General features: G+C 57.2%; 20 protein-coding genes and 1 pseudogene. 14 read left to right on the top strand and 7 right to left on the bottom strand.

The features are described 5' to 3' along the window. Position 1 precedes the first annotated feature (1 nt). The 8 genes from NFS22_RS17820 to NFS22_RS17785 all read left to right on the top strand — a co-directional run bounded on the left by NFS22_RS17820 (position 2) and on the right by NFS22_RS17785 (position 13,432). Positions 2 to 877 (top strand): hypothetical protein, encoded by an 876-nt coding sequence (locus NFS22_RS17820; protein WP_251319047.1) that lies wholly within the window; start codon positions 2 to 4, stop codon positions 875 to 877. A 56-nt stretch (positions 878 to 933) separates the two neighbouring features. Beyond that, positions 934 to 1,209, top strand: coding sequence for a YabP/YqfC family sporulation protein (locus NFS22_RS17815; protein WP_251319046.1), 276 nt, complete (start codon positions 934 to 936; stop codon positions 1,207 to 1,209). 10 nt (positions 1,210 to 1,219) lie between these two features. Then, positions 1,220 to 2,437, top strand: coding sequence for a sporulation protein YqfD (locus tag NFS22_RS17810; RefSeq protein WP_251319045.1), 1,218 nt, complete (start codon positions 1,220 to 1,222; stop codon positions 2,435 to 2,437). Positions 2,438 to 2,614: 177 nt separating this feature from the next. Beyond that, positions 2,615 to 3,595, top strand: coding sequence for a PhoH family protein (locus tag NFS22_RS17805; RefSeq protein ID WP_251319044.1), 981 nt, complete (start codon positions 2,615 to 2,617; stop codon positions 3,593 to 3,595). A 501-nt stretch (positions 3,596 to 4,096) separates the two neighbouring features. After that, positions 4,097 to 5,224 carry a DUF4317 domain-containing protein gene (locus NFS22_RS17800; protein WP_251319043.1) on the top strand — a complete coding sequence of 376 codons (1,128 nt, stop codon included), beginning with the start codon at positions 4,097 to 4,099 and terminating at the stop codon, positions 5,222 to 5,224. A 34-nt stretch (positions 5,225 to 5,258) separates the two neighbouring features. After that, complete coding sequence (locus NFS22_RS17795) at positions 5,259 to 8,519, top strand: J domain-containing protein (RefSeq protein ID WP_251319042.1); 3,261 nt, start codon at positions 5,259 to 5,261, stop codon at positions 8,517 to 8,519. Positions 8,520 to 8,524: 5 nt separating this feature from the next. After that, the gene (locus tag NFS22_RS17790; RefSeq protein ID WP_251319041.1) at positions 8,525 to 10,291 is read left to right on the top strand and encodes an Hsp70 family protein; all 1,767 of its coding nucleotides are present in this window, start codon (positions 8,525 to 8,527) and stop codon (positions 10,289 to 10,291) included. Between the two features lie 3 nt (positions 10,292 to 10,294). Then, entirely contained in the window at positions 10,295 to 13,432 is a 3,138-nt protein-coding gene (locus NFS22_RS17785; protein WP_251319039.1) for a J domain-containing protein, read from the top strand. A gap of 201 nt (positions 13,433 to 13,633) precedes the next feature. Here NFS22_RS17785 and NFS22_RS17780 read toward each other — a convergent pair whose 3' ends face one another. Then, complete coding sequence (locus NFS22_RS17780) at positions 13,634 to 14,875, bottom strand: 6-phosphofructokinase (RefSeq protein ID WP_251319038.1); 1,242 nt, start codon at positions 14,873 to 14,875, stop codon at positions 13,634 to 13,636. A gap of 97 nt (positions 14,876 to 14,972) precedes the next feature. Beyond that, positions 14,973 to 15,203: a hypothetical protein gene (locus tag NFS22_RS17775; RefSeq protein ID WP_251319037.1), complete on the bottom strand. Its 231-nt coding sequence runs from the start codon at positions 15,201 to 15,203 to the stop codon at positions 14,973 to 14,975. 117 nt (positions 15,204 to 15,320) lie between these two features. Between NFS22_RS17775 and NFS22_RS17770 the strand changes: the two genes are divergently transcribed. From NFS22_RS17770 to NFS22_RS17745, 6 genes are all read left to right on the top strand, one after another. Continuing rightward, the gene (locus tag NFS22_RS17770; RefSeq protein WP_251319036.1) at positions 15,321 to 15,494 is read left to right on the top strand and encodes a hypothetical protein; all 174 of its coding nucleotides are present in this window, start codon (positions 15,321 to 15,323) and stop codon (positions 15,492 to 15,494) included. Positions 15,495 to 15,904: 410 nt separating this feature from the next. Then, positions 15,905 to 16,873 carry a class II fructose-1,6-bisphosphate aldolase gene (gene fba, locus NFS22_RS17765; RefSeq protein WP_251319035.1) on the top strand — a complete coding sequence of 323 codons (969 nt, stop codon included), beginning with the start codon at positions 15,905 to 15,907 and terminating at the stop codon, positions 16,871 to 16,873. Positions 16,874 to 16,940: 67 nt separating this feature from the next. Beyond that, positions 16,941 to 17,297, top strand: coding sequence for a hypothetical protein (locus NFS22_RS17760; protein ID WP_251319034.1), 357 nt, complete (start codon positions 16,941 to 16,943; stop codon positions 17,295 to 17,297). Between the two features lie 521 nt (positions 17,298 to 17,818). Continuing rightward, positions 17,819 to 18,604, top strand: a complete 786-nt coding sequence (locus NFS22_RS17755) for a helix-turn-helix domain-containing protein (RefSeq protein WP_251319032.1) — start codon at positions 17,819 to 17,821, stop codon at positions 18,602 to 18,604. A 55-nt stretch (positions 18,605 to 18,659) separates the two neighbouring features. After that, complete coding sequence (locus tag NFS22_RS17750) at positions 18,660 to 19,157, top strand: amidase domain-containing protein (RefSeq protein ID WP_251319031.1); 498 nt, start codon at positions 18,660 to 18,662, stop codon at positions 19,155 to 19,157. 102 nt (positions 19,158 to 19,259) lie between these two features. Continuing rightward, complete coding sequence (locus NFS22_RS17745) at positions 19,260 to 20,108, top strand: radical SAM/SPASM domain-containing protein (RefSeq protein WP_251319030.1); 849 nt, start codon at positions 19,260 to 19,262, stop codon at positions 20,106 to 20,108. A gap of 219 nt (positions 20,109 to 20,327) precedes the next feature. Here the strand turns inward: NFS22_RS17745 and NFS22_RS17740 are convergent, their stop codons facing one another. From NFS22_RS17740 to NFS22_RS17720, 5 genes and pseudogenes are all read right to left on the bottom strand, one after another. After that, on the bottom strand, positions 20,328 to 22,136 hold the full coding sequence (locus NFS22_RS17740; RefSeq protein ID WP_251319029.1) for an LTA synthase family protein: 1,809 nt from the start codon (positions 22,134 to 22,136) through the stop codon (positions 20,328 to 20,330). A 145-nt stretch (positions 22,137 to 22,281) separates the two neighbouring features. Then, positions 22,282 to 22,509: pseudogene (locus tag NFS22_RS17735) on the bottom strand (manganese catalase family protein); the annotation flags it as partial. Positions 22,510 to 22,552: 43 nt separating this feature from the next. Then, entirely contained in the window at positions 22,553 to 22,747 is a 195-nt protein-coding gene (locus NFS22_RS17730; RefSeq protein ID WP_251319028.1) for a hypothetical protein, read from the bottom strand. Between the two features lie 11 nt (positions 22,748 to 22,758). Further along, complete coding sequence (locus tag NFS22_RS17725) at positions 22,759 to 24,312, bottom strand: recombinase family protein (protein ID WP_338148001.1); 1,554 nt, start codon at positions 24,310 to 24,312, stop codon at positions 22,759 to 22,761. 257 nt (positions 24,313 to 24,569) lie between these two features. Further along, positions 24,570 to 25,427 carry an ATP-binding protein gene (locus NFS22_RS17720; RefSeq protein ID WP_251319026.1) on the bottom strand — a complete coding sequence of 286 codons (858 nt, stop codon included), beginning with the start codon at positions 25,425 to 25,427 and terminating at the stop codon, positions 24,570 to 24,572. Positions 25,428 to 25,741 lie beyond the last annotated feature (314 nt).

Below are 25,741 nucleotides of genomic sequence, written 5' to 3'. Positions count from 1 at the left end.
AATGAAAATTGTTATTATGTCAATCGGAGCCCTGCTGTGCCTGACGCTGTCCGGCTGCTGCGGGGGAGAACATGCCGACCTGGTAGTGGTCAACAACAGCGGCCGGGATGTCTGCTCCATTGTTCTGGAGTACAACGGCAGTACCGAGACGGTACAGGCGGCGGACGGCAGCGTCCTGCTGAAGCCGGGCCAGACCTACGGCCTGGAGCTGGAGGAGGGGGAGGTGCTGGTCACCCTCCAGGACCGGGCGCAGAGGACCATCGGCCAGGGCCGGGTCACCCGCCAAGAGGGAGAGCGGCTGTTCCTCACCTTCGACGGCGTGTCGGAAGGGGACTTGTCGGTGGAGGAGCGGCCCCATGAGCCAAGCAGTGATCAGGATGTGGAAGAGCCGGAAGATTCATCCGCCGCAGAGAATCAGGAAGCGGTTTCTGAACTGGATTTTTTCTATCAAAACCCGGTTACCCAGCCGTATGAGGACATCAGAACGCTGGGAGAAAACTATGACAAATGGCAGGCACAGATGGATATGTGTTTTGTAATAGGCGCAATGGTGCACAATGATTATCTGTATTACGAGTTTATGGAGCACTGTCAGAATAAAGAAGATGCTTTTATCAGAGTGGTGCAGGGTGGTACGGAAGAAATCGTGATAGATGATATCCTGTATGACAGCGGCGCCGGCAAAATCTACCTTGTACATGACGCGACAAGAGAAAATCCGGTCGCGGAGGCGGACGAGCGTATTACATTCCATGAATTTGATGGTATTGTGGAATACAGGTATGACGGGAATTTATACTGGATCGCGTTCAACGGTGAAATAGACGATATAGATTTTAATCGTGATGAGGTATTCGTCATCACGTTGATAAGTTAAATTCTAATACAAGTTTCACCTCTCCCCGGCATAGAGATAGGGGAGAGGTGATTTTTATGAAGCCCCGGCGTTTTGGATTATTGGAACGGGCAGCGGAGACTTTCGACCTGCCCGCTGACGCTCTGGCGGGACTGCCCAAGCTGGAGCTGGTGGGGGACGGAGAGCTGCGGGTGGAGAACCACAAGGGCATCCTGGCCTACAGCGGGGAGGAGATCCACATCAGCGGCGGCATATATATGATAAAGATTGCCGGTCAGGGGCTGGAGCTGCGGGCCATGACAGGCATTGAGCTGCTGATTACGGGGAAAATCACCCAGATCACACTGGCATAGGGGGACAGGTATGCGGAAGCTGATGAATTATCTCCGCGGGATGGTGGTTTTGCGGCTGACAGGCCCCTTTCCTGAGCGGCTGATTAACCTGTGCGCCCAGGAGGGCATTGATTTTTGGGCCATGGAGTGGATAGACGGGCATACTGTCCGCCTTACCACCCGGCGGCGCACCCTGAGCCGTTTTGAGGAGCTGGCAGGCCGGGCGGGCTGTGAGGTGGAGCGGGAGTCCAGCCGGGGCCTGCCCTACTTTTTGGGCCGGTTCCGTACCCGGTATGGCTTTCTGGTGGGGCTGGCCTTTGCCCTGTGTGCGGTGAGTGTTCTGTCCCGCTTTGTGCTCACCGTTCAGGTGAGTGGCAATGAGGTGGTCCCTACCGCCGTCATTCTCAGCCAGCTGAGGCAGCTTGGGGTGCGGCCCGGCGTATACGGCCCGGCCCTGAACCGCAGGCAGCTGGCCCAGGAGCTGATGGTCCGGGTGGACGGCCTGTCTTGGGCGGCCCTCAACCTCCACGGCACCCGGGTGGAGGTCATTGTCCGGGAGTCCATCAAAACCCCGGAGCGGGTGGACGAATCGGGGTATTTTGATATTGTGGCCGAGGCGGACGGCGTAATTACCCACCTTGAACCGGAGCAGGGGGACGCCGCCGTGCAGGAGGGGGACGTGGTGGCCAAAGGGGACGTGCTTATCTCGGGCACCGTTACCATGGAGCCGCCCCTATATAGCGAACTGCCCCCCAGATATTACCAGACCCACGCCCGTGGACGGGTGTGGGCCCGGACATGGCGGTTTCTCACTGCGTCGATTCCGGTCGAAGCTACGGTGAAGGACTACACAGGAACCGAAAAAAGCGTTTGGTCACTGAATATTTTAGGACAGCGCGTCAAAATTTTCGGAAGTACTAGCATTTCCTGGCCGATGTATGATAAAATAACCAGCGTACACCAGGCGGCCCTCCCGGGCGGGGAGGAGCTGCCCCTGTCTCTGAACCGGGAGACCTTTCGGGAGTACCAGCCCAGAACGGTGGAGGTGGACCAGGCTGCCGCCCAGGCGCTGCTGGAGGAGCAGCTGCTCAAACAGCTGGATGCCCTCACCGGCGAGGACGGGGAGGTGGAGTCCACCCAATTTACCGCCCGGGTGAACGGCGGACGGCTGGAGGTCACCCTGACGGCCCAGTGCCTGGAGGAAATCGGAGAGGAGCGGCCGGGGATGCGGGAGCTTTCAGTGGAATAAAGGCCCCCTTCGCAAAGGGGGTTGTCAGCCGTAAGGCTGACTGGGGGTTTCCTATAAGAAGCTGAAACCGTTTGGAGAAAACCCTCCGTCATCCGCTTTGCGGATGACACCTCCCTTTGCGAAGGGAGGCGGTCGTTCTACAAAAGATATACCAAACCAAGGAGAGATTGTTTACCAATGACAGAACAGACCATCAGCCTGGAGCGTTTGGAGGAGACCATCAACGTCTTCGGCTCCTTTGACGAGAACATCCGCATTATTGAGCGGGAGATGGGGGTCACGGTGGTAAGCCGGGATTCCATGCTCAAGGTGGCGGGGGAGGACCCGGAGGGGGTCATGTACGGCGTCAAGGCCATTGAGAACCTGATGACCCTGGCCTCCAAAGGGGAATCCATCAACGAACAGAATGTACGCTATATTGTCCAGTTGGTCAAGGAGGGCAAGGAGAGCCAGATTGTCCAGCTGGCCGGTGACGTGATCTGCGTCACCGCCAAGGGCAAGCCCATCAAAGCCAAGACGCTGGGGCAGAAGAAGTACGTGGAGGCAATCAAAAACAACGTGGTCACTCTGGGGATCGGCCCCGCCGGTACGGGCAAGACCTATCTGGCGGTGGCCGCCGCCGTGGCCGCCTTCCGGGCCAAGGAGATCAACCGCATCATCCTCACCCGTCCGGCGGTGGAGGCGGGGGAGCGGCTGGGCTTTTTGCCCGGCGACCTGCAAAGCAAGGTGGACCCCTACCTGCGTCCGCTGTACGACGCTTTATTTGAGATGCTGGGCCCGGAGACCTATCAGAAATACCTGGAGCGGGGCAACATTGAGGTGGCCCCCCTGGCCTACATGCGGGGCCGCACCTTGGACGACTCCTTCATCATCTTGGACGAGGCCCAGAACACCAGCCGGGAGCAGATGAAGATGTTCCTCACCCGCCTGGGCTTCGGGTCCAAGGTTGTCATCACCGGCGATATCACCCAGATCGATCTGCCCATCGACAAGGTGTCCGGCCTGCGGGAGGCCATGCGGGTGCTGAAAGGGGTGGAGGACATTGCCATCCTCCGCCTGAACGAGTCCGACGTGGTCCGCCACGCCCTGGTGCAGAAGATCATCAAGGCCTATGAGGCAGATGAGGACAGGCGGAACGCTAAAAAGGACAAGCGTTAACCCTGATTCAGACAGGCGCTGCCCAGCTGGAGGCCAATTTGCAGCCCCTGATAGAAGCTCCACAGGCCATGGGCCTTTACTGGGTCATCTTTCAGATAGTCCGGCCAGAATTTCGGGTCGGGACCGGGGCACGGATAAGCGGGAGGTTAACCGCTAGGCCGCTGCGAGATCAGGGCTTTCAGGTCCGCTCCCAAAAGCCTCCTTTTGAAAGGAGGTGCCCCGGTGCGCACACTGGGGCGGAAGATTGTATTTTGGCGAAGCCAAAATGTGCACAGCAAACAAAATCTGCACAGGCCCGGTTTACTTCGTACGTTTCGCTGCGTGAAACACAATCCTCAGTCAGCCTTCGGCTGACAGCTCCTTTCCAAAGGAGCCTTGCCCGCTGCGGCGGGGACGAGCAAAGGGGACTTTCGGAAGTAGACCTGAAGGTTATTTCCAAAATACGTTAAAAATCCCCCGGCTGAAGTCGGGGGAAATTGAATTTACAAAAGCGAGGTACATATGAATCAAAAGGAAATCAGTGAGCTGCGCCGGCGCTTTCGGGCGGACCGGAGCGCCATCAGCCGGATTTATGGCTGTTATGTCAACTGCAACAAGGAGGTTGTCGCCTATCTGGACGAGTCACTGGGCATGATGGCCCAGGAGGAGGCGGAGCAGTTTTTGAACCTGCTGAAAAAGTCGCTGTCCGGGACCCTGGGGAAAAACCTGATTGACATTGTGTTCTCCACCCAACAGGTGGCGGACAGCGACGAGCACCGGCTGCTTATGGCCCTGCGGGACTCCAAGCTGAAGGACGGCGAGATCCGGCAGACCTTTTTTCAAACGGTTATCGACTCTTTGGACATGGGGGAGAGCAACTACCTGATTCTGCTGGCCCACGACGCCTACGACGTGCCCCGCCGGGGCGGGGACGGCGAGCTCCGGGAGGATGATTCAGATCAGGTGTTTTCCTACGTGGTATGCAGCATCTGTCCGGTGAAGGACGGCAAGCTGGAGCTGGGCTATGTGCCGGGCGAAAATGAGTTTCACAACTTTATGCCCCGTCAGCTGGTGGCCCCGCCTGAGCTGGGCTTTTTGTTCCCGGCCTTTGACGACCGGGCGGCCAATATCTACAACGCCCTGTCTTACTCCCGGAAGGCCGACGAGCTGCACCAGGAGTTTTTGGACGCCGTTTTTCACACCGAGCCCCCCATGTCGGCAGGGGAGCAGCGGGAGGCCTTTCAGACCGCCCTCACCGAGGCGCTGGAGGAGGATTGCAGCCTGGAGGTGTTTCAGGGGGTCCATGAACGGCTGGTGGAGCGCATTGAACAGCACAAAGAGAGCAAAGATCCGGAGCCCTTGACCGTGTCCGCCCGTGAGGTGGGCGGTATGCTTCAGGGCTGCGGCGTGGCGGAGGAGCGGGTGAACGCCTTCTGCGAGAGCTGCGGCCGCCAGTTCGGCGAGGGGGCCGCCCTCAGCCCCGCCAACCTGATTGACAGCAGGCGATTTGAGGTCAAAACCGCCGACATCACCATCTCCCTGCCCCCCGAGTGTAGCGGCCTGGTGGAGACCAGGGTTATCGACGGGCGAAAGTATCTTCTGATCCCCGCGGACAAGGACCTGGAGGTCAACGGTTTACCGGTGGGCTGATCCTCAGCGAACAGAAAGAAAGGGAGGACGGATCATGGAACATATTTGGGAAGTTTTAGGGCTGGAGCCCACATATGACAGCTCCGCAATCAAGCGGGCTTATGCGCAGAAATCTCTGACCTGCCACCCAGAGGAGGACCCGGAGGGGTTTTTACAGCTGCGCAGGGCGTACCAGGCGGCGCTGGACTATGCGGAGGGGAAGCAAGCGCCCGCTCCTGAGGAAGCGGAGCCGCCCGACATCGGAGCGCCGGAGGATGAGGGCTGGACGCTTGCTGAGAGTCCGGCAGTATGGGACGAGGGCCCCAATCCCTATACAGATCATGAGGCAGTCCGCAGCTTTTTGGAGCTTTACACCGGCAAACAGCGCAAGGATGGAAAAAAGTGGCTGGACTACTTTACCTCTGGCGCGTTTCTGGACGTGGCCTGGGAGCGGCGGTTTGCCGAACTGCTGCTGGAGCACGTGGAGCGGCTGGAGGGGGAGTTCCCGGTCAACCGGGAGTTTTTGAACTGGCTGTGCGTGGCCTACCAGTTCCAGGTGAGCAAGTCTGTGTACTTAAACCCGGACGGCAGCGAACGGGCAGAATTCCGGTTTAAGATCCATCCGCAGGCGCAGTTTGAGGGGCAGGAGTCCATTTTTGAAATTGCCTCCAAGGGTCCCGCTCCCAAGGAGAAAAAGGGCAACGAGCTGGCCCTGTTTTACAGCTTCACAGAGTACCACACCCTGATCCAGGCAGCGGAGGACGGCATTTGGAGCGAGGAGGACGTGGGGCGATTCAGCCAGATTATCGGCTGCTATGTTGCGGGATACATTACCGATAAGTGCCAGCAGCGGTGGGATGTGGACTGTGAGCGCCACCCCGCCGGACTGCGGCTGATGACCCATTTCTTCCGCCGGGAGGGCCTTCCGGAGGAGCTGTACCGCATTGCATGGCAGAAGCTGGACCTGAAAACCGCCGTTATGGGCCGGGCGAAGATTCTCTATGGCCCGCTGCGGGAGCTGGTTCTGGAGCGGCTTCCGGAGCTGGCGGGGGAGCAAAAGGTGAATTACTCCAAGCTTCGTACCGACTTTCGGGACTATGCCGTCAGCACCTATAAGCGAAGCGGCGAGAACGCCAAGGCCACACCGGAGGATATCCAAAGGACGGACGCCTTCTTTGCCCGGGAGAACTTTCAAAAGGCCCTTCTGGACCGCCGAATAGTGGAGGAGGAGCTGCTCCACACATGGCTGGCGGAGACCTACTGCGACTACTATCTCAACCGGATTATACAATTCTACACCGAGCACCCTGGGGCGCCCTGCGCCCAGCGGGTGATTGACCGGGCGCAGGAGATGCTGAAATACCAGAAGCTGGCAGACCGTCTTCTGGCAGACCGACAGACGAAGGCGCTGGAGAGCGCCGCAACAGTGAAAAACGCCCCCTTCTTCCGCCACTGGCTGAACACCGGCTTCCATCAGGCCCAGGACCCGGAGACGGGCCGCTGGCTGCGGGACTATCTCAATCAGGAGCTGCCCTGTCTTCCCAAGTGGAGCAGGGAGTTTGTGGAGTGGACGGAGGAGGGGGAGATAATTCCCAAATCCTTCACCTTCCGCCTGGAGGGGGATATTGTGGAGGTCCGCTTTTTCCCGCGCCATATGGAATTTTTGGTAAACGGCGAACCGACGTACCGCTCCTGCCTTGCATGGGAGCAGGTGGCGGCGGAGTCTGATTTGGACGCGTTTTTCTTCCTTCTGCCCATCACTGTGACTACCTATGACCAGTTTAACGAGGTAAAGGGGGCGCTTGTGCGCCGCCTGTCGGATACCGCCGCCCCGGAGGAGGGCAGGGAATTGATCGCCTCCTGCATGGCGGACCATGTATGCCGTCTGCCCGTGCCGGGGGAGGCCGTCCTGGGCCGGGACGAGGAAGATGACGAGGAAGAGGAGCCGGAGGTCCGTTCCCTTCCGGCGGAGAGCGTCCTGCCCTTTGAACTGTTTGCGGAGGATGAAGACCACCTCTACGGCTGTGAGTGGAACGAGCGGGGCCAGGTACTCTTTCTGTTTGAGCAGCTGCCCACCGGGCGGCAGATGCTGAAGAACGGGCTGCACAGCGACGTGCCGGACCGGGCCTGTGCCGAGGAACTGGCCCGTCAGCTGCTGGAGGAGACGTTGCGTCCGCCCAGAATCTCTGTGGAACAGCTGGCCAGCCTCCCGGACGCGCTGTACTCTCGGCCCGATTTCGGTGTGGTCTGCCGGGACAAAAACGCCCCGCCCCTGTGGAGCAGGCCCACGGAGCTGTTGGGGGAAATGGTCACCGCCGAGGTGTTGGAGGAGTTGCTGGAGCTGTTTTTCAGCGACCGGGTGGACCGGCTGGAGCTGTCCTGGAAGGGGACCATTCCGGTGGGGGAGGAACAGGATTACGAGCCCAGGCGCTCCCTGGTGCTGCTGAAGGGCGGCGGCGGATACGCCTGCCTCTATTTTGACGACTTCCGGGCGGAGTCCTACGCTCTGCTGGAAAAACCGGAGCTGTACGGGAAGATCAAGGATAAGGTCCACTTTGTCAACTTCCGCCAGGACAAACTGTTTTCCAGTGTGTTCCACCGGAATCTCTCCAGCATCCGCCGGCAGCTGGATACAGTTTTCCAACAGGCCAGCTTGCCCAGCGGTGTCAATCCGGGCGGGGTGTGGAGCTACGCCGTCAATGTTACCCACGGGCGGCATAAGTACAACCTGGACAAGCAGCTTTTGGGCGATTTTCCCATGGAGCGGGCCCACAACCGGGCGGACGCGCCCTTCTATTTCTCCCTCTATCCCGATTGCGCCGCCTGTGTGGATGGAAAAGGAGACTTGGAGACGCTGGAAGTGAAGGAGCTGGAGCGGCCCCGTCTTCAGCAGATGATGGCGCGTTTTTTCCGGGAGGGCTGTCCCAAGCTGCGCCTGACCTGGGGCAGGGAAGCGGGCCGCCGGCGGCACATCATTCTGGTCCAGGACGGCGGGCGCTTCCTGATGGTCTGGCTGCTGGAGAAGGAGAAGACGGCGGAGTATCATGTGGCCGACGTCTACACCTATATGGATGTGGAGGGGAAGAAATACCCCAAGGATACCTTCCAGGGCCGGGTCACGCCCGCCTATCTGATCCACAACGGCGTAATCCCTCTGCGCAGCGCTCTGGAGGCGTTGCTGGCCCACATGGAGCAGCCCAGCGTTATAACAGGAAAATTTGCCGAGTACGCCAGGGAGAACCCGGTAAAGCCCAGGCCCTATGAGGTGATCTGGCAGGAGCTGGTGGGCAGTACCGGCATCACGGAGGAGGAGTGACCGGCATGGCAATCATTGGAATTGATTTAGGCACAACAAATTCGCTGGCCTGCATCTACCGAAACGGCAAAGTGGAGCTGATTCCCAATGAGCTGGGAGAGTATAAGACCAGCAGCGCCGTGAGCGTGCTGGAGAACGGTGCCGTTCTGGTGGGGGCGGCGGCCAAGGAGCGGCTGGTGTCCCATCCGGAGTCCACTGCTGCCTCCTTTAAGATATGGATGGGGACGGAAAAGACCCTTGCCCTGGGCGGCCGGCGGTTCAAGCCGGAGGAGCTGTCCGCCCTGGTGCTCCGCCAGCTGCTGGAGGATGCCCGGCGGTATCTGGGCGAGCTGGTGGAGGAGGCGGTGATCAGCGTTCCCGCCTACTTCAACGACGACCAGCGCTGTGCCACCAAGCTGGCCGCCCAGCTGGCCGGGCTGACGGTGAAGCGGCTGATTAACGAGCCCTCCGCCGCAGCCCTGTATCACCGGTACAGCACCCAGAGCGGCGACTGTCAGCTGATGATTGTGGACTTTGGAGGCGGCACCCTGGATGTGAGCATTGTGGAGTGCTTTGAGAACATCATTGAGATCACTGCCATTGCCGGTGACAACCGCCTGGGGGGAGACGATATTGACCGGGCCATTGTGGCCCACTTCTGCAAGGAGAACGGCCTGACTGAGGAGAAGCTGGAGCCCTCCTTGCGGGCGTCTTTGTACCACCAGGCGGAGATGGCCAAGATCGCCCTGTCCAGCGCCCCTGCGGCCTCTCTCTCCCTCCAGCAGGGGGAGGAGCAGTACAGCCTTGTCCTGACCTGCGACCTGCTGCGCCAGCTGTGCGGGCCGGTGTTCCAAAAGGTGCGGGCGGTCATTGGCCGGGCTATGAAGGACAGAGAGCGGGCGGGCCGGATCAACGACGTGATTTTGGTGGGCGGCTCCGCCCAGCTGGCCGTGTTCGGCGACTTTTTGGAGGAGCTGTTCGGCCGCCGTCCCCATGTGGCGGCGGGACCGGACGAGATTGTGGCCCTGGGGGTGGGGCTGTGCGCCGGCATCAAGGAGCGGGCGGAGGATTTACAGGATCTGGTGATGACCGATGTGTGTCCCTTTTCCCTGGGAGTGTCTACTTACAGCTACGCCGGGGACAGAAGGCCTCATATGGCTGTTCTAATCCCCCGGAGCAGTATGTTGCCCGCCAGCCATCAGGAGCGGTTTTATACCCTGCATGACAATCAGACAGGACTGCGGTTTGAAATTTACCAGGGGGAGGGGTATTTTGCCTCGGAGAACCTGAAGCTGGGGGAGCTGGAGGTCCGGGTGCCCCCGGGACCGGCAGGGGAGCAGTCCGCCCTGGTCACCTTTACTTACGACATTGACGGCATCCTCCACGTCAGCGCCAAAAGCAGCGGCGGCGATTACCGGGACCGGCTGATTCTCAACCCAAATCTCCACCTGACACAGGAGGAGCAGGACAGGGCTATGGAGCGTATCCAGGAGATTCAATTAGCGGCCCAGGGCTCTCAGCGGGACCAGCTGCTGCTGGAGCGGGCCCTGCGGCTCTATACGCAGCTTTTGGGCAGGGAGCGGGATATGGCGGCCCGGCTGATTTGCATTTGGAAGGACCTGATGGAGCGGGGGGACCGTATCGGCAGAGAGAAAAATTACACCCAGATCAAGGAGCAGCTGGACTATTTGGAGGCGCGGTCCCAGGCCGATCCCTGGGATGAAGACTTCTGGTTTGACGAAGCAGAAGAGGACGGCGCGGAGGATGAAGCAGAGGACGAAACGGAGGACTGACCAATGGACTGCATTTGGGAAGTGCTGGAGCTGGAGCCCACCCGGGATGTTTTTGCAATCAAACGGGCCTACGCCCAGAAAGCCAGAACCTGTCACCCTGAGGAGGACCCGGAGGGCTTTTTAAAGCTGCGCAAAGCATATCAGGCAGCGCTGAACTACGCGCAGGAGCAGCAGAGCGGCGGGGAGACCGACCGGGAGGTATTTCCGGAACAGCCGAAGGAACCGGAGGAGGAACCCGAAGAAGAACCCGAAGAAGAACCGGAGGAGGAACCTGGCTGGCAGCTCCGGAATGATATTCCGGACAGCTTGCCCAATCCCTATGAAGCAGGCGAGGCTATCCGGACATTTCTGGACCTCTACACGGGCAAGCAGCGGAAAAATCCCAAGCTGTGGATGGATTATTTTTCCTCCCCCGCCTTTTTGGACGCGGGCTGGGACAGCCGGTTTACCGCCCTGCTGCTGGAGAAGGTGACGGAGCTGGAGCAGACCTGTCCGCCAAATAAAGAATTTGCAACATGGCTGAGCGTTGTCTACCAGTATTCGCTGGAGGAGAAACTGGAGCTCAACCGGGAAAAATTTCAGGTAGAGCGTCGGGAACGGCACATCAATTTTGCGCCTGGGGCGGAATTTGACGGTATGGATTTTATTTTCCGCATTGCCGCAAAGGGGCCCATCCCCAAAAAGCCCAAGGGCAACGAGTTCGCCATGCTCCAGAGCTTTCAGGATTACCGCCACCTGATCCGTCTGGCGGAGGCGGGGCGCTGGGACCAGGAAGCGCTGGACGCCTACCGGGAGGTACTGAACCGCTACACTCAGTCCTACATCCGGGAGCGCTGTGAGCAGCAGGTTGCCCCGGACTGCGAGCGCCACCCGGCGGGATTGCGGGTGTTCATTCACTTTTTCCGGCGGGATGACCTGCCTGAGTCGCTGTACCGGGACGCATGGCAGCGGCTGGACCTGAAAAGCGCCATAATGGGCCGGGCGAAGGCCCTCTATGGCCCCCTGCGGGACCGGGTTCTGGAGAAGGTCCCGGATATCGGCCAGGAAAAACCGGAAAATTTCTTCCAGGTGAACAAAAATCTGGAGGCCCACGTGGCCCGGGTCAAGGCCGATCCGGAGGGGGAGGAGAAGGCGTCCGCCGCCTTTTTTGCCAGCGAGGAGGTGCAGCGGGCGCTGGTCAGTCCCCGCTTTGTGGAAAAGGAACTGCTTACCTACAGTCCCTGGCGGCTGGAGGACATTGGAGAGAGCCTGGTGCGTCGCATTTTAGTCTTTTACCAGGCCCGCCCCCACATCCCCAGGGCGGCGGAGGTTGTTGCGGTGATGGAGAGGAAGCTGCGGGAGCAGACTGTCAAACGCCGGAATTGGGAGGACGCCCAGGCGGATATGCCCTCTGGCTCACTGTCTCTGGCCTTCCGGCCTCTGTTCCGTCACTGGATCAACACCGGCTTTTACACCGCCCGGGACCCGGAGACCGGGACAACGCTGTTGGAGTATCTGGAAGGCAATTTGCCCTATCAGAAGGAGTGGAGCCGCCGCTTTGGAGAGATGGCCAGGGCAGTGACTGTGGGGGATGTGAAAGTGGATTTCTGTCCGCTGCACATGGAGTTTTGGGTAGATGGAGCGCCTGTGTACCGCCCCTGCCTGAGCTGGGAGCGGACGGCGGCAGAGGCGGGGGACAGCTTCTTTTTCCTGCTGCCCATCACCGCCGCGCCCTATGGCCTGTTTGACAAGGCGGTTCAAGTAATATCTGACCGTCTGGCAGAAACCGCCGCCCCGGAGGAGGGCCACGCCCTGATTGCCCGCTGTCTGGCGAGACAGGTGTGCTGTCTGCCTGTGGAAGAATCTACCGGACGGCCTGTCCCGCCGGAAAAAGCCCTGCCCCTGGAGCTGTACGCAGAGGGAGGCGAGCGGCTGTATGTCTGCCTCTGGAAAGAGGGGGACAAGCTGGTAACCCTCTACCATCAGACCGGCTCCGGGCGGCGTGTTCAGCGGGAGTACCATCCAGACCACGGTGAGAACCTTTTGGACGCGGCCCAATGGCTGCTGGCCGAGGCCGTGTCGCCCACCCGATTTGACCTCTCCCGCCTGCGGGAGCTGCCCTGGAATCTCTACTATACGCCCAACGACGGTGTGGAGGAGCATCTGCGGCGTCCCGACCTGATAGAGGAAGATGAAAATGCCCCGCCCATGCGCCCGCTCACCGAGGAACTGCTCTCCGCCCTGTTGGTCCGCTTTGGCCGGGAGGAGCTGGAGCGGCTGGAGCTGGAGTGGAGTCAGGGCCGGCTGGTGCTTTGCCGGGACGGCGGCAAATACGCCTGCCTCTACTTTGAACGGGACTTTGGGCATGGAGAAAACTGGTACGCCCTGCTGTCGGATGTGGAGATGTACATGACAGTGGACTATAAGGAGGTTGTCTACCTGCCCTTCGGTCTGGGAAAGCTGCCCAAATACTCCATTCATAACAGCGTGGCGTCTATTATGAGAGATATGGACGAGGTACTGGCCCAGATGGGCTGGGGCCGTCTGCAAAGCGGGGGCCAGGGCGGCTGGAAATGGTCCTGCAATGTGAGCCGTCAGGATGCCAGACACAAGATGCTGATGGCCCAGCAAAAAATGGGAGGTGTTCCGCCCAGACGGGGCAGAAACTACCTCCTGGCGAAGTTTGTTCCCAGCCGCTACCCCGTTCAGCTGGAATGTACAGGTTTGACAGGGGAACGGACCACAGCCGACATCCGCCCCGGCGGCTATGGTCAGGCGACTGGGGCGCTGATTCAATTCATGCAGCAGAAGCTGGCCCGCCTGCGGCTGACCTGGGCGTTTAAGGGGGCGGAGGGCAAGGTGTACCAGAGGCACCTGATCCTCTTGCGGGACAGTGGACGGTTTGTAATGCTCTGGCTCCAGGACGACAAGGAGCGGGCGGATGTCTACGCGTCAGATGCCCCGTTGACCTTCCTGGGACGTGTGGCCCCAGCTTGTCTGGTACACCAGGACCTGGGACGGATTCGAAATTGCATCGACCTGCTGCTGGACGACATAGACAACACCGAGCCGCTGGTGGACCGGCCCGGAGAGTTTGTTCCGGCCTCCCTGCCCTACAAGGAGATTCGAAGGACGCTGGTGGATGACACGTTCGGGCGGTAGAATATATCCTTGTTAAGATGTACCTTTAAATCAAGGTCAGCGGGTTTTGAAGACCCTCTTCTTTGACAATAGCAAGCTTCAAAATTGCTGACACCATAGCTTAGGGGCGGCAAATCTGATAATTGCTATAAAAGGAGCCTTGTCATGCGGGAAATGAATCTGAAAAGCCCGCCCCATCTGGGGCGGGCTTTCGGGTTGCGATTATTTTGCCAGGACCTTTTTCAGGCGGGCGAAGCGGGGGAGGGAATTTTCGGTGGGGGCTTTGGCGTCGCCCTGGATGAGGGGGAGGGCATAGTCAATAAAGGCCTGGGTTACGCCATTGTGCTCGGCGTTGATCCACTCCAGGGGGACCTTCTTCTCAAAGTTGGCCACCTCAGACAGGTTAAACAGCTTGGTCTCACACTTGTACTGGCCACCCTCACGGGTACACTCAAAGCCTACCATCTTGTCGGTCTCGCCGGACACGGCGGCCTCCACGGCGGTCTTGCCGGCCAGGAAGGACTCGTCAATGTCGGTGCGGGAGGCTACATGAGCGCCGCAGCGCTGGAGCAGGGACAGCTCAATGCCCCGGACCTTGGCGCCGGTGCGCTCCTTGACCACATTGGCCAGCAGAGCGGCCAGGCCGCCCAGCTGAGCGTGGCCAAAGCCGTCGGTGGCGGAGGTTTTGGCCTCGGAGACAAAGGTGCCGTCGGCGTAGTGGATGCCCTCGGAGACGGCGGCAATGCAGTTGCCCTTCTCCTTGTAGATGCGGTCTACGTCGGCGAGGAACTTGTCCATGTCAAAGTCTACCTCGGGGAGGTAGACCAGGTCAGGGGCGCAGCCCACCACTCCGGCCAGAGCGGCGGCGCCGGCCAGCCAGCCGGCGTGACGGCCCATGATCTCAATAACGGTCACCATGCCGGTGTCATACACCCGAGCGTCTTTGTATACCTCGGCGCAGGAGGTGGCGATATACTTGGCGGCGGAGGCGAAACCGGGGCAGTGGTCGGTGCCGAACAGGTCGTTGTCAATGGTCTTGGGCACGCCCATGATACGGCACTCATAGCCCACCTTCTGCATATACTTGGAGATCTTGTTGCAGGTGTCCATGGAGTCATTGCCGCCGTTATAGAAGAAGTAGCGCACGTCGTACTTCTTAAAAATTTCCAGAATACGCTTATAGTCGGTGTCGTCCACGTCGGGGTCGGCGATCTTGTAGCGGCAGGAGCCCAGTTCGGAGGAGGGGGTGTTGAGCAGCAGCTCCAGCTCCTTGGCATCCTCCTGGCCCATGTCGTACAGCTTGTCGTTGAGCACGCCCTTGATGCCGTGGGCCGCGCCGTACACGGCGGTAATGTCGGGGCAGTCCAACGCGGTACGGATCACGCCGTAGGCGCTGGCGTTAATGACCGAAGTGGGGCCGCCGGACTGACCAATAATCAGGGAGCCCTTTAATGTGTTGCTCATGTTGATTACCTCCAATTTAAAATATCCTTTGCGAAAGGGTAATAGTTTTCAACGCAGACAATTATAGCAAAAATTTCCGCTGTTGTAAACGGGAACTTTAATGAGGCGCACCGTTTGATGGAGAAGCGAAATGTTCTTCTTTTGACGCAATGCAGCGTCGGAGGTCACGTTCGGCATCGACCAGGTAGTTCCAGACCACGTTGAAGCCGTCTGTATAAGGGTCTTGTACTTGCGCCAGACCCATGGTCATGATGCCAATGGCGTTGATACCGCCTCTGATCCGATTGACGGGGGCCTCCAGGTCCATGAGTAATTCTTGATATGTCATCTTATTGACACCACCTTTCTCTTGTTATAGTAACACACTTGTTTTTTTGGTGTCAATATGGTGTCTTTACTTTTTTTATTTTCGGTGTCATAATGGCATAAAAGGAGGTTTCTCCCTATGAAGAATCACGATCCTTTTACCCGGGACGACCAGACACGCTTTACCATGCGGATTAACTCTGCGCTGCTGGATAGAATCAAGCTTGAAGCAGAGAAAAACAAGCGTTCAGCGGCAAAGCAGATCGAATTTATCCTGGAGCAATATATCAATACCCTGTCCGAATGCGAATAAGCTTCACACTCGCCGCCTGATATGCTATAATACATTTAGCAGTTCAACAGTTCAACCGGATTGTGACAACGGAAGGAGATGTTATCATGTCGGATAAAGAATTGATGGGTGTCATGATCGACCAGTATGGTATGTTGCAGCGCATTTAAAAAGCGAATGGGGACCAGGTAAACAGCGAGCTGGATTATGAGTTGAAGTTAATTATTGCCAAGCTGTCATCGTGGGGTGTGGATATTGAGGATATCACGCTGAACTGAAACGCCGCATGTCCTGACGGCGGCTGAGCGTGCCCGTTCACAAATCCCACAAAAGCAAAGCCTGTCCAGCTGGAGTTTTTTTCCGCTGGGCAGTTGCAATTTGGAGAAAATGTGGTAAAATAAAAGGGACTTAATTATAAGGAGGTTATTCCCATGCCCCTTGTTACTTCTACTGAAATGTTCAAGAAGGCCTATAACGGCGGTTACGCCATTGGCGCCTTCAACGTCAACAACATGGAGATCGTCCAGGGCATCACCGAGGCCTGCAAAGAGGAAAAGGCCCCTGTGATTCTTCAGGTCTCCAAGGGCGCCCGCGCCTACGCCAACCACACCTATCTGGTGAAGCTGGTGGAGTCCGCTGTGATTGAGTGCCCTGAGATTCCCATTGTGCTCCACCTGGATCACGGCGACAGCTTTGAGACCTGCAAATCCTGCATTGACGGCGGCTTTACCTCCGTTATGATCGACCTGTCCTCCAAGTCCTTCGCGGAGAACATTGAGGGCACCAAGAAGGTGGTGGAGTACGCCCACGACCACGGCGTGGTGGTAGAGGCTGAGCTGGGCGCTCTGGCCGGTGTGGAGGACGAGGTCAGCGTTTCCGCTGAGGATTCCCACTACACCCGCCCTGAAGAGGTGGAGGAGTTCGTCTCCAAGACCGGCTGCGACTCCCTGGCCATTGCCATTGGCACCAGCCACGGCGCTTACAAGTTCACCGCCGCTCAGTGCACCCGCAATGAGAAGGGTGAGCTGGTTCCCCCGCCCCTGCGTTTTGACATTCTGGAAGAGGTGACCAAGCGTCTGCCTGGCTTCCCCATCGTACTCCACGGCTCCTCCAGCGTGCCCCAGGAGTATGTGAAGATGGTCAACGCCAACGGCGGCAAGATGCCTGATGCAGTGGGCATTCCCGAGTCCCAGCTGCGCGAGGCCGCCAAGAGCGCCGTCTGCAAGATCAATATCGACTCCGACCTGCGCCTGGCTATGACCGGCACCATCCGTCAGTTCTTCAATGAGCACCCTGACAAGTTCGACCCCCGCGAGTACCTCAAGCCCGCCCGCGCCAACATCAAGGAGCTGGTTCGCCACAAGCTGGTGGACGTTCTGGGCTGCAACGGCAAGGCTTGATTGATCCGCTTTGAAAAGGGAGCGCTTCGGCGCTTCCTTTTTGTATATTTATCATAGAGGAGAAATCATGTATTTTAAGAATTGGGAAGAGCTGAGAGCACTTTGCCCAATAGAAAATGGGAAATGGAACAGAGAGGTTCTATACGAATATCTGGTATGGTGCTGCTACAGAGATTTTTCGGATGCTGTCAACGAATTTATGGCAGCTTACCGGAAGGATGAGGCATTGGCGGACCTGCTTTTCGATGTTCTGTTCAATGACGACTATGATGGTTCGGACAGTCAAATGGGCGCAGCATATTATATTGCCAGGTTGGATCGTGAACTGCTCAGAAAGAAAAAAGATTTGCTTTTGCTGGCACAGCAAAATGAGGTGGAGTGGAAGCGGCCGTTTCATGATGAGGAGTATCTGAGCTGGCTTTAGATACTATAGCGAACGTAAAAAATCTTGAGAGAGGGGGACCGGTTAGGGACTGGCCTCTACAGACGCTGTGCAGGGGCCGCCGTTTTCGGCGGCCCGCTGTCTATTATTTTGAGTATTACCCGTAGAGGCGGCCTGTGGCCGCCCGCAAAAAAGCTGTCTGTTTCTATTGCAGCCGAGCGGCCACAGGCCGCCCCTACAAGTGCGGTATTAACAGGTTTAAGCCATAGAGATAAACAAAATCTAGTTTTTGTTGACCGTTGGCCCTGTGGGAAGCATCCTTCAGGGCTGTTTTTGCTCATGTTAACTTTGGTTGACAGATTTCCAAGGGCTTTTGGTTGACGTTGCGGGGCAGAATCTGCTATGTTAGAGGCAGAAAAAGGAACGGCAGGGAGGGGATCAGATGTTTGATTTTATAATCGATATGTTTTTGGATATTGCAGAGATTTTTGTTGATCTATGGATAAACAAAGCTGCTGACCGAAAAGGAAAGGTGTAATGCAGATTATAAAGGAGGTTTTACCATGAATTTTGCAGAACATTTAATGACCCTGCGCAAGCAGCGGGGATGGTCTCAGGAGGAGCTGGGCGGTCAGATCGGTGTCACCCGGCAGACGGTCTCCAAGTGGGAGATAGGGCAGAGCACCCCGGAGCTGGAGAAGCTGATAGAGCTGGCCAAGCTCTTTGGAATGTCTATCGACCAGCTGGTTGGGCTGGAGGAATCGGGGGAGAGGAGAGAACCGTGGGAGACGTCCAAGCGGGTCTCTGAGGTAAAGTCTCAGGGCGTATACTATGAATATATCAGCCCTATAAAGGTATTTGGCCTGCCATTGATTCACATTCGATTTGGCTTCGGTCCCCTGCTGGCCCGGGGGATTATCGCCATTGGAAATTGTGCGTTTGGGGTGGTGGCCATTGGAAGTTGTTCCCTGGGATTGGTCTCTCTGGGCGGAATCAGTGTGGGTCTGCTCCTGGCCTTCGGGGGCCTCAGCCTGGGACTGCTGGCCCTGGGCGGGGTGGCCATTGGCGGTTTTGCTGTGGGCGGGTGTGCCTTTGGACAGTGGCTCGCCGCAGGGGGCGGCGCATTTTCCAATTATCTGGCTGTGGGTGGAGGAGCCTGGTCCAACGGGCTTGCTATCGGCGGTTCCGCCTATGGACATATTGCGGTTGGCCAGAAGCAAGCATCTGGCTGGTTCTCAGTTCTGCCAGGGAGCGGGTACACTACAGCAGAGATTTGGGGACTGGTTAAGGCGGAATTTCCCAATATGTGGGACTGGGTCAAGAATTTCATTCAGTGGGCGTTGGGCTGACAAGCACTTTTCCTTGTCAATTTGCATACCATAGGGAAAAGAGGAGGTTTTCTCTATGACGCTGCACCCCTATAACCGTCAGGCGGCGGTGGATTACGCCCACCGCTGGGCCTATCTTCGAAACCCGGATTATTATAATTTTGATGAGCTGGGAGGGGACTGCACCAACTTTGCCTCTCAGTGTCTTTACGCCGGTTCCGGGGTTATGAACTACACCCCCACCTTTGGCTGGTTCTACAACAGTCAATACAGCCGGGCCCCCGCCTGGACAGGGGTTCCATTTTTTTACAACTTCCTCACCCGAAAGGAGAAAAGTCCCGGTCCCGTGGGGCAGGAGGCGGGATTGGACCAGGCACAGCCTGGCGACTTTGTTCAGCTGCGTTTTGCCGCCGGTCCCTTCGCCCACAATCCGGTGATTGTAGATGTGGGCAGTCCGGCCGCCTTGGACACTATCCTGGTGGCCGCCCACACGGAGGATGCCGACTACCGGCCCCTGTCCACCTACCCCATTGGGGAGCTGCGCTTGATTCATATTTTGGGGGTATATCGTTGACCTTCACCCTTGAATGTGGTATAGTCAACACACTGGAAAAAACGCAGTTTTTAAGTACTTTGACGACAGGATAGACCATCACACAGCGGGGGAGGCGGTGCGGTGCGGCAGTTAAAAAAGGCGTATTTGGAGATCACCAACCTGTGCAATCTGCGCTGTACCTTTTGTCCAGGCACCCGGCGGACAGCGGGCTTTCTGGCCCCGGAGGATTTTCAGACTTTAGCCGCCAGAATTCGGCCCCACACGGAGTATCTTTATCTCCACCTTATGGGGGAGCCGCTGCTCCACCCGCAGCTGGAGGATATCCTCTACCGGGCGGAGGGTCTGGGCTTCAAGGTGATGATTACCACCAACGGCACGCTATTGAGTCAGCGGGAGAAACTGCTCTGTGTCAGTCCAGCGGTGGAGAAGGTGAGCATTTCCCTCCACTCCTTTGAGGGCAATGGAGGGAAGGACCTGGAGGCCTATCTGGAACACTGCATCCACTTTGCTGGAAGGGCTTCTGCGGCGGGGAAAAAGTGCGCCCTGCGTCTGTGGAATCTGGATGGGGCAGACACGCAGGGGACTAACCGGCAGAACGGTGTGATCCTGGACCGGTTGGAGCTGGCCTTTCCCCAGTCTTGGAAGGTGGGCCGCCGTGGGACCACCTTGGCCCCCAACATCTTTTTGGAGTGGGGGGAGAGGTTCGACTGGCCTGATTTGTCTGCATCCGAGGAAAACAGGCCCAGCTTCTGCTATGGCCTGCGGGACCAGGTGGGGGTACTGTGGGACGGTACAGTGGTGCCCTGCTGTCTGGACCATGAGGGGGATATCCCTTTGGGCAATCTCTACCGGCAGACGCTGGAAGAAATTTTGGATACCCCCCGGGCCCGCTCCATATACAATGGTTTCTCTCAGGGACAGGCACGGGAGGCGCTTTGCCGCCGGTGCGGCTTTGCCAGAAGGTTTTGACTGTAAAAGGAGAGACCCCGTTTGGGGTCTCTCCTTTGTATTGGCTCAAAAACTTGTGCTCGTTCTTTTAGAATCCCTCTATGAGGGGGATGTCGCCGCCGCAGGCAGTGAATGAGGGAGTTAATTGAGGATTTTATATTTTTTTCAGGCAAAACTCCCTCTGGCACGGCTTCGCCGTGCCACCTTCCTTGAAAAGAGAGGCTTTATGACAATCGCGATTCACGATCCGCGCAGTCTCTCATAGGTGACACAGTGCCTGGCCTGAATGGACTGCTGAAGCTCAGGGGTCATATCCATGGCCAGCCGCTCGTTGTACATGGGGGAGACTGCGTAGCAGTCCAGCAGCAGCTCCATATAAGGGGTGAGCTGAAAGCCGGTGCACAGGGCGGCAGCGTCCAGCAGATAGTAGCTGGAAAGCTCGTTGCCGGTGTTTTGGGAAAACAGGCCGGGATCCAGTTCACGGTTGGAATAGATCAGGAAGGGGGTGGAATACATCTTTTTTCGATCCTGAAAATTGTAATTGTCGGTGGCGGAAAAGAAGCCGCTCTCATCATAGGCCGACCAGTTGACCCCCAGTGTGGGTTTGTGGTCACCAAAGAAAATCAGCAGAGTGGGCCGTTCCCGGCCATCTACATAGTCAGCCAGTGCTCCCAGCATTTGGTCTGCATCGAAAAGCCCCTGGGTATAGGTGGTCACTGCGTCCAGATTTTCCTGGGACAGCTTGTCGGAGGTAACAGTCAGGGCGATTTCCTCCTGAGGAAGCGGGTTGAAGGGCTGGTGGTTCTGCATGGTGATGGTAAAGAGGAAGGTGGGCTGCTCCGACTGATCCAGCACCTGTTCCATAAGGACCTCCAAGGACTGGTCGGTGGTGTAGCCCCGTTTATAGGTGAGCTCTCCCATCTGATCCAGCTCATCCCAGCCGTAGAAGGCGTCAAAGCCCAGCCAAGGGTAGGCATTGATTCGGGCGTAAAAATTGGGATCGTAGGGGTGCATGGCGATGGTCCGGTATCCCGCATCCTTGTAGTTGGATACATAGCCTTCCAGAGCGTGGTCCACATATTCGTAGGGGGTGGCTCCGCTGGGCAGGGCTTCGGTGCTCAGGCCGGTGAGAATTTCAAATTCCGGACGGACTGTCCCGCCGCCAATGGCGTTGGTGTATGTAGAACCGCTGTAGCAGTTGTCCCGGCTCAGCAGTTCGTCATAGCGGGGCAGGGGATTTTGACTGAAGGTGAGGCCAGGGATCTCCCTCAGGTCGCAAAAACTCTCGCTGAGCACCAGAATCACGTCGAATTTTTCTCCGGTGGTCTCTGTCCCCTTGTATCCGGCCAGCAGCTGATCTACATACTCCTTGGAATACCCCCTGGGCTGCTGAAGGGTCATACTGTTCAGGTTGAGGGCAAAAGCGCCGATAAAGCCGTTTTCCTCATAGTTCAGGCTCTGGAGCATAGTGAATTCGGTTTGGATGGTAAACCGTTCCAGCAGGCTGGTCGTCCTGGCCTGTCCGGAGCAGAACACGGCGCACAGGGAGATGGCGGAGGCGGCGAAAAACAGCCGGTTGGTCCGCCGGATGGGCAGGCGCAGCCCCAGCACCGCCAGTCCAACACACCAGATTACCAAGAGGAGGACCGCCTGGAACATGTACTTGGGGAGGCCGCCGCTGAGAAAGGAGAGGAGGGAGCTCGCCTCCCCGGCCATCAGTACGTCTTTGGGAAAGAAATGGTCTCCGTTCAGGGCCAGCTTCATGTAGTTGATAAAAGCCAGCAGGATGGACACTCCGCCCATCACACCGCAGGCCAGCGCCGCCCGGCCAAACAGGAGCAGGGTCAGGAGGAACACAACACAGCACACCAGCAGCCCAAAAAGAGCGGGGAGGGTGTGCAGCTGCCAGAAGGTTCTCAGAGCGTCCAGCCGGCCGGCGTTGTAGTACTCCAGAACCAGGCAGCAGTAGAAGGGAAAAAAGAGCAGGCTGAACCAGCCCGCCCACCGCAGAGGCCGTACAGTGCGGAGACGGCGGATTAGATTACTCATTGGCAGTCCTCGTTTCATAGTCTGTGAAATACGTTCCATATTATAGAGGATTTTACCGGCTTTGACAAGGGCTGTTCCCATTGAAAGGCAAATAAAACCGCCCTTTTGGGCGGTTTTTAAGGAAAATTTAAGGTTTACAGCCGGTTCAGCCGCGGGCAGTGCCACTGGACTGGAGCGTGTCAAAAGCCGGGTTGGTAAGATAGACATTCCGGGCATCCATCTTCTCCTTGCACAGGCGCAGGCACTCGCCAAAACGCTGGAAGTGGACAATCTCCCGCTCACGCAGGAAGCGGATGACGTTGTTTACATCCGGGTCGTCGGACAGGCGGAGGATATTATCGTAGGTAAGGCGGGCCTTCTGCTCTGGTGCAATCACCAAAGTACAACGTTTTGGCCTAAAAAGGCGAAAAACTGTGTCAAATTGTGTCCGCAATGCGGTCGATTTTTGCTTGCAGGCGTTCCAGCGTCTTTTGCAGCGCGGCCCGGTCTACGTTCAAGTCGCTGGCGGATAGCTGAGCCAGAGCGTGCATCTGTTCCAAGGTACGCTCGATTTCACCTAACGCCTGGTCAATGGATTGGATGGACTGTTCAAATTCTTCTGTGGGCTGCATGGGTATGCTCCTTAAAAGTTCCAGTGGATTTCAATGGGGACATTGCGGGTGCCAGGGATGCGCTTGTTTACAGTGATGTGGTCGATGAGGATTTCTACGATTTCCCGTGTTAGGTGTTCCAGGTTTACATACCGCTCCACCAGGGCCTTTCGGTTGTCTCCAACGGCAATACGGTTCTCTAATTCCGCCAGCTGCCGCTGACCATCCAGCAGGGCACGCTCCAACCGGGATTTTTCCGCAGAAAACTCTTTGGAGAGGGCGGAGAAGTCACTCTCATTAAGCAGCCCCTTGACCTTATCCATGTATAAGTCCCGCAGTCCCTTGGTGTACTCGGCAATCCGTTTCTCATAAGCGGAGAGGGTATCCAGCAGCTGTTTTTTCTGGCCTTGCAGAGTTTCACAGAACTCGATGTTCCGCTCCAACTCGTCCTTGTCCAAATAAGCCGCCGCCAGCCGGTTCAACTCGTCAATCACCATCCGCTCCAGCTTTTCCACGGAAATGAAAGAGCCAATGCAGGCGTCCTTTGCCACATGGCGGTTAGAGCATTGGAGATAGTGCCGCCCGTGGTTCTTGGAGGAACGCATAGTGTAGCCGCAGTTGGCACAGATTGCTTTCCTGGCAAACAGCCCCACAGTGCCACAGTCGAAGGGCTTGGCCCGTTGAGCAATCATGGACTGTACTCTATTCCAAAGGGAGCGGTCTATGATCGCCTCATGGGTTCCCTCCACCCGAAACCATTCACTTTGAGGGCGGGGGTTGTTCTGCTTGGTCTTATAGGACACACTGCCATATTTGCCTTGTACCATATTGCCGATATAAATCTCATTGGTGAGCATATCGGAGATGGCGAAATACTTCCAAAGGGTGCTGTTTTTCCGCTTGGGTTGCTGGTAGCGTAGGCCGTGGAGCCGCTTGTATTCGGTGGGGTTGGGGATACCCCGGTCATTGAGCATCCGGGCAATGGCCGTCTTGCCGTAGCCCTGAGAAAAGAGGGTGAACACCTCCCGAACAACGGCGGCGGCCTCCTCGTCAATGAGCAGGTGACCTTTCTGGTCGGGATCTTTCTTGTAGCCGTAGAGGGCAAAGGCCCCGATGTGGAAGCCGTTCTGCCGTCGGTTAGTAAGTACGCTGCGTATGTTCTCCGACATATCCTCCAGATACCACTCGTTCACCAGCCCGTTGATCTGACGGGACTTCTTGTTGCCCTTGTTGGCGGTGTCGGCGTTGTCCACGATGCTGACGAAGCGGATGCCCCAAATAGGGAATAGGCCGTGGATGTACTTTTCAACCAGTTCCAGCTCACGGGTAAAACGGGATTGGGTCTTGCAGAGAACAATGTCAAAGCGGTGGGCCTTGGCATCTTCCAACAAGCGGTTAAATTCGGGCCGCCTGCGGTCAGAACCTGTGTAATCATCATCACTGTAAAGGTTATAAACTTCCCACCCCTGTTCCATCGCATATTGCAGCAGCATGGCCTTTTGATTCTGAATGCTGTTGCTGTCGTCGGTTTCAAATTGCTTGTTTCTATCTTCCTCGGATAAACGGCAGTAGATTGCTGCTTTCATGTTCATATCTCCTTAGAGATAGGACAAGCTGTTTCCTGCTTACAGTATAGCATACAGGAAACAGCTTGTCACATTATTTTTGCTTGATGGTCTGTTTTCCCTTTTCCAGCTGATTGATTAACTCGGTCAGCTTATGTGTAAAATTTTCTCTTGTCGTTTCAGTGGAGCCATCCTTGAAAATGCTTTTGCACAGCTCCTGTGTCTGCAAATAACATCACCCAGCCTTTCACAATAGCCTATGCGAAATCGCCTGTCCATTAGTCATCTGCAACAGGGGAGAGGGCGGGTAGTTCCATCAGATTTTTCAAACGTGCCAGTTTGTCCTGCGCGGTGACCTTGCGGAAATTCTCACCAGAAAAACGGATAGGGGCGCACATCTCCAACAGCCGGTCATAGATACGGGCGTGAGCGGTGTCCTGGGGGTGCTGCAAGTCCTGGAGGGACAGGTTGGTGGTGACGATTAGCGGCCTGCGGCTGCGGTAGCGGCTGTCGATCACATTGTAGACCTGTTCCAAACCGTACTCCGTCCCGCGCTCCATGCCGAAGTCGTCCAGGATAAGCAGCGGGGCACGGCACAAGCGGGCTATGTACTCATTCCGGCCCTCGAAGCTGGCAGTCAGGTCGTTCAGTATCAGCGCAAAGTTTGTCATGCGGACGGCCACTTCCTGCTCCATCAAAGCGTTGGCGATACAGCCCGCAAAGTAGCTCTTGCCAGTACCGACACCGCCCCAGAGCAGATAGCCAATGTTTTCCTCCTGCATGGTCGGCCAGTTTTCAACGTAAAACCGGGCGTGTTTCATCCGCAGGCATTTGCCGTTGTCGTTGGCAAACGTCCACTCCCGCATAGCTGGATCGGTAAAGCCCCGGCGTTTCAAATCGGCCACAGTCTGACGGTGACGGCGGGCCTCCTGCTCCGCCGCCTCCTGGTCAAGCCGCTCCTGCTCACAGCGGCAGGGGTGGGGGAGCAAACGGCCCTCCAGCGGCGGGGCCTCCATGCGAAACTGTTTCGGAGTGCGGCACTTGCCGCAGTACAAAAGCCCGTCCTCGCCGGTGTAGTCCCCCGGTTCCAGCCGGGTCACGGTGATGCGTTTGATGATGCTGTCAAAATCATTCATAAGCTCTCGCCCTCCTTGCACGAATAGTCAGATAGATACCTCCTTTTTTCGATGGTATAAGAATACCACCAGAGAAAACTCTGGTGGCAAGATGGAGGGTTTCAATATTTTTCTTTCATTTCTTGTAACATATCCAGCATTTTCAAAGCGTTTTTCTCCGCCGAAGAAAGGGAGATAATCAGCCTGTCGCAGACGGAAATAATATCCTCGTCCCGCCGTGGCGTATTGAGCGCCAGCTTATACTAATCACCAATAAAAGCATTTAAAATCCAAATTCTCCCTGTAATGTGAGAGATGAGCTCAGGCAGGAGGGA

Origin of the sequence: Flintibacter muris, from assembly GCF_943192995.1 — a bacterium.
Classification (GTDB): domain Bacteria; phylum Bacillota; class Clostridia; order Oscillospirales; family Oscillospiraceae; genus Lawsonibacter; species Lawsonibacter muris.
Note: the sequence above shows the minus strand (reverse complement) of the source record. Positions and strands in the feature narration are given on the sequence as shown.